The sequence below is a fragment of the Fictibacillus norfolkensis genome (assembly GCF_014836645.1).
Lineage (GTDB): Bacteria > Bacillota > Bacilli > Bacillales > Fictibacillaceae > Fictibacillus > Fictibacillus norfolkensis.
The window spans coordinates 391,239-402,813 of the sequence record NZ_JACSQM010000002.1; the positions used below are offsets into that span (position 1 = coordinate 391,239).

General features: G+C 43.1%; 13 protein-coding genes. All 13 read right to left on the reverse strand.

Annotation, left to right across the window (positions count from 1 at the left end):
- Positions 1–34: 34 nt before the first annotated feature.
- Positions 35–667, reverse strand: a complete 633-nt coding sequence (locus H9648_RS06385; RefSeq protein WP_191753049.1) for a response regulator — start codon at positions 665–667, stop codon at positions 35–37.
- Positions 664–1,485, reverse strand: coding sequence for a sensor histidine kinase (locus tag H9648_RS06390; protein ID WP_191753050.1), 822 nt, complete (start codon positions 1,483–1,485; stop codon positions 664–666). Before H9648_RS06390 ends, H9648_RS06385 begins: the two co-directional genes overlap by 4 nt.
- An 86-nt stretch (positions 1,486–1,571) precedes the next feature.
- A complete protein-coding gene (locus H9648_RS06395; RefSeq protein ID WP_191753051.1) occupies positions 1,572–2,468 on the reverse strand; it encodes a manganese catalase family protein in 897 nt (298 codons plus the stop codon).
- 268 nt (positions 2,469–2,736) lie between these two features.
- Positions 2,737–2,922 (reverse strand): 4-oxalocrotonate tautomerase, encoded by a 186-nt coding sequence (locus H9648_RS06400; protein ID WP_191753052.1) that lies wholly within the window; start codon positions 2,920–2,922, stop codon positions 2,737–2,739.
- Positions 2,923–2,933: 11 nt separating this feature from the next.
- Positions 2,934–3,734: a 2-keto-4-pentenoate hydratase gene (locus H9648_RS06405; RefSeq protein WP_191753053.1), complete on the reverse strand. Its 801-nt coding sequence runs from the start codon at positions 3,732–3,734 to the stop codon at positions 2,934–2,936.
- 3 nt (positions 3,735–3,737) lie between these two features.
- Entirely contained in the window at positions 3,738–4,763 is a 1,026-nt protein-coding gene (gene dmpG, locus H9648_RS06410) for a 4-hydroxy-2-oxovalerate aldolase (RefSeq protein WP_191753054.1), read from the reverse strand.
- Positions 4,753–5,658: an acetaldehyde dehydrogenase (acetylating) gene (locus H9648_RS06415; protein ID WP_191753055.1), complete on the reverse strand. Its 906-nt coding sequence runs from the start codon at positions 5,656–5,658 to the stop codon at positions 4,753–4,755. The genes dmpG and H9648_RS06415 overlap by 11 nt, the downstream gene beginning before the upstream one ends.
- Before the next feature lie 27 nt (positions 5,659–5,685).
- A complete protein-coding gene (locus H9648_RS06420; protein WP_191753056.1) occupies positions 5,686–6,471 on the reverse strand; it encodes a 2-keto-4-pentenoate hydratase in 786 nt (261 codons plus the stop codon).
- Between the two features lie 72 nt (positions 6,472–6,543).
- Entirely contained in the window at positions 6,544–8,013 is a 1,470-nt protein-coding gene (locus tag H9648_RS06425) for an aldehyde dehydrogenase (protein ID WP_191753057.1), read from the reverse strand.
- Between the two features lie 3 nt (positions 8,014–8,016).
- Positions 8,017–8,487 (reverse strand): RidA family protein, encoded by a 471-nt coding sequence (locus H9648_RS06430; RefSeq protein WP_191753058.1) that lies wholly within the window; start codon positions 8,485–8,487, stop codon positions 8,017–8,019.
- Positions 8,459–9,505 (reverse strand): amidohydrolase family protein, encoded by a 1,047-nt coding sequence (locus tag H9648_RS06435; protein WP_191753059.1) that lies wholly within the window; start codon positions 9,503–9,505, stop codon positions 8,459–8,461. The genes H9648_RS06430 and H9648_RS06435 overlap by 29 nt, the downstream gene beginning before the upstream one ends.
- Positions 9,493–10,032, reverse strand: a complete 540-nt coding sequence (gene nbaC, locus H9648_RS06440; protein WP_191753060.1) for a 3-hydroxyanthranilate 3,4-dioxygenase — start codon at positions 10,030–10,032, stop codon at positions 9,493–9,495. The genes H9648_RS06435 and nbaC overlap by 13 nt, the downstream gene beginning before the upstream one ends.
- Positions 10,033–10,047: 15 nt before the next feature.
- Positions 10,048–11,535 carry a 4-hydroxyphenylacetate 3-hydroxylase family protein gene (locus tag H9648_RS06445; protein ID WP_191753061.1) on the reverse strand — a complete coding sequence of 496 codons (1,488 nt, stop codon included), beginning with the start codon at positions 11,533–11,535 and terminating at the stop codon, positions 10,048–10,050.
- Between the last annotated feature and the right edge of the window lie 40 nt (positions 11,536–11,575).

The window sequence follows — 11,575 nt, forward strand, 5'->3', positions numbered from 1 at the left end:
ATATAAAATTGTGTCGATTGTATGACACTAGAAATTAAACGATTCCGTTATCGTAAGCATAACTCGCTAATTGTACACGGTTTTCTAGATGTAGTTTTCCTAAAATGTTCTTCATATGTGTTTTAACCGTATTCTCAGAGATATTGAGAACTTTTGAGATTTCCTTATTAGAATGCCCCTTGGCAACCAATTGAAGCACATCTTGTTCCCGGGCTGAAAGAGCTTGCCCAGCTTGTCCATCCTTCTTAAACTCTTTCCAAATTCGAAAAGCCATCTCTTTCGACATCGGTATTTCATCCATGGCATAAGCTTTCAATCCATTTAACATATCTTCTGTGTTCAAATTTTTAAGAAGATATCCTTGTGCCCCTCGCTTTAGAGCTTCAAACCAGTCCGTAATGTCATAAGAAACCGTCATGATCACGACTTTTATGTTTGGAAACAGCTTCTTTATTTCTTTTGTCGCTTCAAACCCATTCATCTTTGGCATAGAAATATCCATGAGTACAAGATCTGGCATAAGAGCTTTTGTTTTCTCTATCGCTTGTAAACCGTTAGAACCTTCACCCACAATTTCAAACTCGGGCTGACACTCTAAAATCTCTTTTACACCTTCTCGAGCAAGATGATGATCATCTACAATCAATAAACGAATAGGCTGTGTCATGCACTTCCCTCCTTCTCAATCATGATCGTTGTTTTTCCTGCCGTGCTTGTAACCTTTAGCTGCCAGTCCATAGAATACGCTCTGTCTTGTAAAATTTTCAGACCAAAACCGTCCGTTGGCTCTTGTGAATCAAATCCTGATCCTTTATCTACAATCGTACAAACCCAGCCTTTTGAAGTTTTCTTCATATTCAACCATACTTCATTCGTGTTAGCGTGTTTAATTACGTTGATAATTGCTTCACGAACACAAGCAAATAATTCGATTTTTTCCTTTGAAGTCAGATCATCATCTTGTAATCTCCACTCTCGATGAATCTTGAAATCATGCTGAGTCTCCATTTCATTGAAGAACGCATTTAATGATCGAGTCCACGAAATATCTGCTCGAGCCGGAACGTTTCGAAGATTTTGAATCGCACTACGCGTATCGTCATGAATATGCTGCAACGTTTTTTTGAGTTTATTATACGATTTATCATCCTTACTAAACGCACTTCCAAGCTTATTCACTTGAACGGAGAGAAAAAATAACGACTGGGCGATGCCGTCATGCAGCTCTTTCGCAATTTTCTCTCGTTCTTCTAGGACCGCTTTCTCAGACCGTTCTCTCTGAAGCTCCTGCTGCATACGCTCTAACCTTCCAAACAAGATATTCAAAAAATAAAGTGTAACTAAAAATACAATGATGGCAGAGAGCCAGTTTCCCGTATTCATGGATATATAAGGCAACAGAACCGTATGTCTAACGTATTCCCATAAACCAACAGAAATTGTTGGAATGAGAAGAATCAACCACTTAATTTGTCTGTATGTCATCTACCGGACTTCCTTTCATTTCTTACAAAATCTATAAACATAATAAATCATACCATAAAAAAACCGACGTATTGTACGCCGGTCGATCAACTTATTCCTGCATTCTTCTTCAGTCTTTCAGCGATCTGCATAAAATCTTCATGGGAGATGCCTGGCGCAAACTCTTCTGAGATGGAACGCAATTCAGGCATTGGAGCACCTTCTGGAGCACCGATTACCGTCTCAAGTGGACCACCTAACGGATGCTGCCCCGCCCAGATCAAGGCGATATCTCGATAATCCGTATCACTAAACGTATATAACTTTCGGTGTACGCCTTCAGCTTCAAATTTCCGAGTTGTTTCAAACGCCGAGTTCTCTAGATCAGGAACGGGAAGCATCTTCTTAATATCGACACCTGTAACCATCTCGATCGCCTTTGCATAAGCCAAAACATGCACACCACCGCGTACAAGAAGATAGCCGATCATCTCTCGAGCAACAGGGTTACTGGTCATCTCATAAACTCTCATCTTATGCGTTCTTGCTCCACACTCTAAGAAAAAGTTGTGCAAAAGATCAAGAAGTAAATTCCCACTGCTGAACACATAATCGCCGTTCCAAGCTTTTCCCATCGAATCAAACGGGAAGGATGTTTGTGCCGTACCAATAAAATGTTGAGTGTTCCTTTTATCTGTTGCAGCTGCCATCGGTGCGTCGTTCACATCTCCAGGATGGGTCGTGCCATAAATCATCATATTGATCGTGTGTGAAACAAGCTCAACGTGCCCAAATTCTTCTGCTGTAATACTTGAGACAAGGTCAAAGAACGGTTTCAATTTTCCTCTTTTTCTAAAGTTAAAAGATTGATACATATAGTTATTAAGTGTCGACATCTCACCAAAACGACCACCTAGCAATTCTTGAACTGCCGCTGCCGCATTCGCATCAGGATTCGTCGGTGTCGGCAGTTCGATCGCCAGCCGATTAAAGCGTTTAAACATAAAGCTACCTCCTCACGATTGCATGTCGTTTAAGGGTATGTGAAGTTAAGATTGTACTATACCGATTGTTTCATGAAGAAGATTGAGAAGATAAAATAAAGGAATAAGAATTAACACAAATTTCTGGTATCGTTCGCGAATCTTGTAAATCGCTCACAAATCTTAAGAATCGCTCACAAATACCAGGAATCGCTCACAATCTCAAGAATCGCTCACAAGCCTCTCGCATCCAAAAAAGAAACCCTTTGCTCGACAAAGGATCTCATCTCTAGCTCTTAAATTTTGGTTTTCCGCCAACTCCCCAATGCTTATTGGGAATCTCTTGGATCAGTACACGAACTTGTTCTTTTTTCACATCCAATGATTCTGCCGCCGCCAATGTTAACCGTTCCATCAGTTTGCTCAGCTGTTCATCTGTTCGCCCTTCTATCACTTGCACATGAATGATCGGCATGACCGCTACACCTATTTCACATATCTCGATGATAGTGTTACTGATCCTAGACCATCGAACTGTGCGACGATTGTGTCATCCATATCAAAAGCGATCGCTTCAGATAATGCCCCGCTCAAAACGATATCTCCTTTTAATAAACCTTCACCACGCTCGGCAAGCTTTTGAACAGCCCACGCTACCGCTTCAGCAGGATGACCAAGAACAGCAGATCCCGCACCCGTCGTCATCATCTCTCCGTTCTTACTCATCACCATTCCGATATTCGCCAGATCAAGTTCTTCTGGACGAACGAGCTTGCTGCCTAAAATCAATTTAGCAGATGAGCAATTGTCTGCTACAACGTCCGGAAGTGTAAAACGGAAGTCCTTGTAACGGCTGTCGATCACTTCAATCGCAGCTACCACATACTTTGCTGCACGCATGACATCTGAAGCTGTCACATCACTTCCCATCAAATCTTCACCCATGATAAAAGCGATCTCTGGTTCAGCTTTTGGATGGATGAGACGGTGCTGCTGTAGGGGTTCCCACTCAAATGCGAGCATATCACTCAAAAGATAACCGTAAATGGCTTCATGCACGCCCATCATCTCTTGCTTCGCTTTACTCGTCAGTCCAAGCTTAATTCCTAGACGCTTTGTCTGTGTCTTCTCCATACGCCTTTCAATAAGTGCTTTTTGCAGATCGTACGCTTCTTCAATTGATAGTTCAGGATATTGGTCTGTAATCTTGACCACTTCCGTCACGTCACTTTCCGCTTTTAACAGATAATCAACCAAATCCATGTTCGTCTTATTTGTAACCGTCATCTCCTACACCTCCAGTTTGGACTTTGCTAAGCCAGCTGCCACTTCTAATATCAGATCTTCTTGACCACCCACTGCTTTTCGTTTCCCAAGTTCTATTAAAATATCTCTTGAATCAACACCAAAGCGTTTACCCGCACGTTCTGCATGTAAAAGAAAGCTAGAATAAACCCCTGCATACCCCATCGCTAAACTTCCTTTACGAATTTCCTGCGCACCTGGCAGCATCGGTCCGATCACATCTTCTGCTAGATCCATCATTTTATAGAGATCAATACCTGTTTCCACTCCCATTCGTTCAAGAACTGCGATCAGAACTTCCGTCTGTGTATTACCAGCACCGGCTCCTAAACAGCGAACGCTTCCATCGATTCTAGTCGCTCCTTCTTCAATGGCTACAAGTGTGTTTGCAACGGCTACTGATAGATTATTGTGTGCATGAAAACCGATCTCAATGTTTAGTGATTCACGTAATGCTGAGATTCTATCTTTTACTTCAAATGGCAGCAGTGCTCCTGCAGAGTCGGTTACATAAACACCTTGCGCGCCATAGGACTCCATCAACTTTGCTTGTTCAACAAGCTTTTCAACAGGAGCCGAATGGGCCATCATTAAGAACCCAAATACATCCATTCCAAGTTCTCGAGCCATATGAATATGTTGCGCTGAAACATCCGCTTCTGTTACATGTGTTGCGACACGAACTAGACTTGCTCCTAACTCATGCGCTTTTTTCAATTCATGTACGGTTCCAATTCCCGGAATCAAAAGGACGGCAACTTTTGCATGTTTACACACTCCAGCCGCTGTCTCTATTAACTTCATCTCATCCACAAGTGACCTTCCATACTGTAGGGTCGATCCGCCTAATCCATCGCCGTGGCTGACCTCGATGTAATGCATACCTGCTTCATCGAGTGACTTTGCAGCATCGTATACTTGTTTTTCTGTGAACTGATGCGACATGACGTGACTGCCATCACGCAGACAGACTTCCGTAAATTTTAGAGACAGCGAGCTGTTACGCATCATTGGCTGTCACCGCCTTATCCATGTTGAACGTGCCTAGCAAACGTTTCGCGACCATTTCACCAGCTTGTTTTGCTGCTGAGGTCATGATGTCTAAATTTCCTGCATAGCTCGGAAAGTAATCGCCAGCTCCTTCAACTTCAACAATAACCGTTACCCGATCACCATCGAAAAGAGGTTCATTCTTTAACCTGTATCCAGGTACATAGCTTTTAACGCTGTTTTCCATGTCAAAGATGGCTGTTCGTATTCTAGCTTCGTCCATCTCTTTTACTTCACAATATATGGTCGACCTCATCAGAATAGGAGGATCTGCTGGATTTAAGATGATGATCGCTTTTCCTCTCTGGGCTCCACCGACTTCCTCAATTCCGCGCCTCGTAGTTAGTGTAAATTCATCGATATTCGCACGTGTTCCTGGTCCTGCACTTGATGACGATATCGTTGCAGCGATCTCTCCATAAGAAACATCTGCAACAGAATTAATCGCATGGATAATCGGAATCGTTGCTTGTCCGCCGCATGTGATCATATTAATGTTCTGTGAATCTATATGTTCACTAAAATTAACAGGAGGACATACGAAGGGGCCAATCGCCGCAGGAGTAAGATCTATCACTGTCTTTCCCATATCTTTTAAAAGTTGTGCATGACGAAGATGAGCTTTAGCCGAAGTTGCATCAAACACAATATCAGCTAAATCTGGCCTTTTTACAAAGTCATCAATGCCATTTGTAAACACTCGGTATCCAGCAGAATTCGCACGCCTAAGCCCATCCGATTCCATATCGATCCCGAACATCGCTGTAAGTTCAAGATCATCGCTTCTTTGCAGTTTATACATTAAATCTGTCCCAATATTGCCAGAACCAATAATCGCCGCCTTTATTTTTTTCACTATGGCTGATCCTTTCTTTGCTGAATTTTATTCACAAAACGAGATGCTTACAGAGCCTAGCTTTCCAAATGTGGCAGTCACTTCATCGCCTGACTCTAGATCGATCGCACTTGATAGAGCTCCTGGCAGAATCAGCTCACCTGCTTTTAATGACATATCATAGTCTGCTAGTTTGTTAGCGAGCCAAGCAACAGCATGTGCCGGATGACCGAGTGCAGCAGCTCCAGCCCCTGTTGCTCTGATCTCACCGTTCATTATCAGCGTCATACTTAGCATCCTAAGATCGATCTGATCAATTTCATAAAAAGGTTTACCAACAACTGCTCTTGCTGATGAACCGTTATCTGCAACCGTATCTACCAACTTTATCTTCCAATCTTCTATCCTGCTATCTATGATCTCTAATGTGGGCACTAGAGCCTCAGTCGCCATCAGCACATCTATATAGGTAACGTTTGGACCTTGCAAATCATCTTTTAAGATAAAGCCAATCTCTGCTTCAACTTTTGGCTTTATAAAATCCTTTCTAGAAAGGACGGTACCTGTAGAAACCTTCATGTGATCGAGCAGATGACCGTAATCCGGTTCGTCGACTCCAAGCATATCCTGCATCGCTTTACTCGTTAATCCTACTTTTTTTCCGATGATCACTCGTCCTTCTTCAAGTTTCCTTTCCACCCATTGCAGCTGAATATGATAAGAGTCTTTAACCGAGAGTTCAGGAAAACGTGCAGATAGAGGTTCTACAGGTGCTAATTTTTCTTCTGCTTCTATCAGCTCTGTTGTTAATTTAGAAATGATCTGTTGTTGCATGTCTGTTTCCTCCCTTCTTTTATCAAAGAGCAAAACGCGACTGTTATCCAATCACGTTTTCAATACAAAAATTTATAGCTTCATCGTGATCGTCTTCGCCTCTGAATAAAATTCAAAGCTGTGCCTTCCACCTTCACGTCCGATCCCGCTGGCTTTTGAACCACCAAAAGGTGTTCGCAGATCTCTTATGTACCAACAGTTGATCCAGAGCAGACCTGAATCAACTGCAGCTGAAACCCGCTGTGCCCGACGAATATCATTTGTCCACACTACGCCAGCAAGACCATATTGGGAATCATTCGCGATAGAAACCGCCTCATCTTCTGTTTTGAATGGAATAACAACGAGAACGGGTCCGAATATCTCTTCTTGAGCCACACGCCATTTATTGTTCACGTCATATAAAACGGTGGGTTCATAGAAGTTTCCATCACCAATATTTGTTATCCGTCTACCACCGCAAGCGAGCTTGGCTCCCTCTTTTACACCTATGTCTACATAGGCTTCTACGGTTTCCAAATGATTTTTAGAAACAAGTGCTCCCATGTCTGTGTCCTCAAGAGTCGGATCACCGATTTTTATTTGTTTAACCGCAGCTACAAACTTTTCCATGAATTGATCATAGATGCTCTCTTGTAGAAGAAGACGTGATCCAGCAAGACAGATTTCTCCTTGATTTCGATAGATGGCATCGATCGAACCTTTTACCGCTTCATCTAAATCTGCATCTTCAAAAACGATATTGGCTGATTTCCCTCCTAATTCCAGGGAGACAGGAATCAGATTCTCAGCAGCGTTCTTCATGATTGTTTTTCCTGTACTTGATTCTCCAACAAACGAAATGCGACGCACGTTCGGATCTGTTGTCATCGCACTTCCCATCGTACTTCCTGGTCCTGTAATAATGTTTAAGACACCAGGAGGAAGTCCTGCTTCATTAGCAATATCTCCAAACATGACAGCAGATAGTGGTGTATATGACGCAGGTTTGATGACAACGGTATTTCCTGCAGCAAGGGCCGCTGATGCTTTCCAAGTCATCTGCATAAATGGTAGATTCCAAGGGATGATAAGACTTGTTACTCCTGCTGGACTGTATTTGGCATATGACATGATGTTATGCTTGTCATAATGTTCACTGACCATATATTTAGACATCTCAGCAAAAAAGCGGAAATTTGACGCAGCTCTTGGAATATCGAACCCTCTGCTCTCTTTAATGGGTTTTCCAACATCGAGGGTTTCAACCATTGCCAGTTCATCTACATTTTTCATGATAAGATCCGCCATTCGGCAAAGAATATCAGACCGATCCTCAACAGGCATCTTACTCCAAACGCCGCTATCATAGGCATTTTTGGCAGATTGGATGGCACGTTTCGCATCTTGTTCACTGCCGTTCGCAACGAGTGCTAATCTCTGGTTTGTTGCTGGATTAATAGATTCAAAGGTATCTCCTGAGAGAGCATCAACATATTCTCCGTCAATGAACAGTTTTGCATTATTCACTTTTACTTGTTGTGTCAGGGTTTCAGGTTTCATAAGCTAATTCCCCTTTTCGTCTTCAATCTCAAGGATCATCTCAATCTCAATGGCTGTTCCACCAGGTAGCTGTGCCATGCCTACGGCTGATCTAGCATGTTTACCTCTCTCACCAAAAACAGCAACAAGTAGATCTGATGCTCCGTTGATGACTTTTGGCTGATCCGTAAAATCCTCTGTACAGTTTACAAAGCCTAACAGCTTCACAACCTTCTTCACTTTGTTTAAACTCCCAAGCTCGTGTTGAACGACTGCTAAGAGATTTAACATGGACTGGCGAGAAGCTGCATAGCCTTCTTCTACCGATAAATCTTTTCCTAGCTTACCGTGGTATTGATCGACACCTTGTCCCGCTGTAAACAGTAAGTTCCCAACTCGTACACAACCTACATAGTTACCGACAGCTGGCCGCACCTCTGGTAGTACAAGACCTAGACTTTGAAGCTTATCCTCCGGTGTTTGTATGACTTGCAACGGCTGCACCCCGCTTTCGTTTTTCAAGACCTAAAAACTCAGCTGCGTTTCCACCAAGCATTGCTTTACGCTGTGCATCCGTTAGCTCAAGCGTTTCATCTAAAACTTTTCCGGGATTCACTTCACGCAATAGAAACGGATAATCTGAACCCATAAAGATCTTGTCTGAACCGAATCGCTCCATCATATAGCGAATATTCATTGGATCGTAATTTAACGAATCAAAATAAAACTGCTTGGCATAATGACTTGGCGGATGTGTAGTAAGCCTTAAATGCGGCCACACTTGCCACCCCTGGTCAAGACGGGGCATTAAGTAAGGAAACGAACCACCACCATGTGCAAAACAAATTTTTAGTTTAGGAAATTTCTCCATCATACCGCTCCAGATTAAAGATGCTGCGGCTAAAGCGGTTTCACTCGGCATCCCGATCGTGTACATGAAATTATGGTTCGGCATACGCTCTTTTCCGAGCGTTTCCCACGGATGAATAAAGAGCGGTACTTCCCACTTCTCCGCCATCTCAAAAAACGGAATAAAGTCAGGATGATCGAGATTCTGTCCATTTATATTTGTTCCGATCTCGATTCCATGAAGTCCAAGCTCGTTCATACAGCGATCCATCTCCCGTATCGCAGTCTTAGCATCCTGCATCGGCACAGTCCCAAGACCAGCAAAGCGGTCTGGATATTCATTGACTGTTTCAGCAATAAAGTCGTTCTGGATTTTGGCCATCGCTTCGGCTTGTTCTGGCGGCGCCCAGTACGAGAATGTTACAGGGATCGGGGATAGCACTTGAATGTCTACCCCTTCACGATCCATGTCATCGATCCGTTTCTTTGGATCCCATACTTGGTCCGTTACATCTCTAAAGTTCTTGCCTCCTACCATAATGGCTGCGCCGCAGGTACACGTCCTGTTTAACACCGGCCACCTTTCTCCACCATATTTTTCGGCAAAGTCAGGAAACGACTCTGGAATGATATGTGTGTGAAAGTCAATTCTTAGCACTTCCATTCCTCCACGTTCTCTGGCATCTGATAACCGCAATCTTTACACAAGCGGACACGTTCATTGGAATTAAAACTGTGAATTGCTTCTTTTACTTGTTTCTCAATATCACTTAATTGAACCGTCACGCGATGCATCTCAGAATCACAGCGGTCACAGAACCAAACGAAGTCTTCAAGCTCACCTTGTGCACGTTTACGCTCAATTACAAGACCATAAGAATTAGCCACACGATGCGGCGAATGAGGAACCATCGCCGGCAGCATGAACACGTCTCCTTCTTTTACTTCAACCACTTCACGCTTGCCGTGTTTATTAATGATCTCCACATAACAGCTGCCTTTGATCTGATAAAAGAACTCATCAGAAGGGTCCACGTGAAAATCACGTCTTTTGTTCGGACCACCTAAGATCATGGCGATAAATTCGGAATCCTGCCAGATCACTTTGTTGTTAACTGGTGGCTTGAGCAAATCTTTGTTTTCGTCGATCCATTTTAATAAGTTAAAAGATTTTAATGTCGTTGTACTCATTACAATTACCTCCCTTTATTTAGCCAGCTTAGGCTGGTCCTTCACGAATTCATTTGTTACGGAAAGTGCTTCATCGACCATAGCGAACTTTGCTTTTCTTTTATAACCGTTATAGAAGATGGCTCTCTTACGGATTGGATCTCCCGTATAATAGCGCTCATATTGCACAAGTCGCTGCCCGAAAGCTTCACCGCACAGATCCCATGCAAGCTTGAACAGCTTAACGCGTTCAAGAGAGTCCACACCGTCACGGCCTAAATAGTACTTATCAATCTCACTTCGGATTTCTGGAGCGTTAAAGTCATTCCCAGTCGGTGACATGAGCAACCCGCCAGCACCGATAATTTGGATGACCTCGATCGCTCTTGGATACATTTTAGGAAGCATTCCGCGAATGGTCTCAAGGGCTGCCGCATTTGGCATCACTTCGCCAGATGATGTTGTTTCATACTCATACTCTGCTACTCGCAATAAAGAGCGAATAACTTCCACGTTCTGCACAAGTTCACCTAAGTCGTTTTGTACATTCAAGTACCCATCTACACCAATTGAGTCTGCTAGCTTACAAGCGACTTCTGTAGCAAATGCTAGTTTCACATATCCTCTTACACCTGACTGATGAGCAGGCTGCTGAGCAATGCCTGTCTTCGGATACAAAAGGTTCGCTGCTTCCACATTGTTATAAAGAAACACGCGATCCCAAGGTACAAGTACGTCATTAAAGACGAGCAATGCATCCATCTCTTCAAATCTTGAAGCGAGTGGATGATCAAACTGTGATCGCTTGCCGTCCTGCATCGGTTCACGGCATATGAGCTTGAGTCCTGGCGTATCCACAGGCACTGCAAATGCAAGGGCATAACGCTCGTCTCCAGGTGCGAAGCCTGGGAACGAGTAGATGATGACTTCATCTGTAATTGGTGCTAATGTAGCGAGCATTTTTGCTCCCCTAACGATCAAACCATCAGGCGTTTCTTCAACAGCACCTAGATGTGTGTACATATCCTTTTGTCCATGTGAGTTTTTACTTCGGTCGTTTTGCGGGTTAATGATTGCATGTGTTAAAAACAGATCATTATCTCTTATGTAGTTAAAGTAGTTTTTTATATTTACAGACCATTCCGGATTGTATTGATCGAGGAACCAGCCATTGTGTGCCATACCGGTTACAACGACGTTCAGGAAGTCGGGAGTTCGCCCCATGAGCCCAAAAGTAGATTTTGCGTAGATTTCAAATAACTGACTTCTTGCCATCAATTCTTCATAGGTTGTCGGGTGTAAAAATGCGTTGTTGATTCGCTCACCCGTCTCATTGCAAATATGTGTAATGGAATCTTGATATTGTGGATTGTGCTGCATGTCGTACAGTTTCGCGATCTCTTGAATTGGCTGCTTAAAAACAGGTTCGTTCACTACATCTGTTACTCTCCTGCCCTCTAACCAAATTTCTGGTGAACGAGATTTCAATGCTTGAATATATTGAGCACCAGTTCTAATTCCCATTCCATATGCCTCCTCTATGAATCATGTTTTAGTTTGTTTC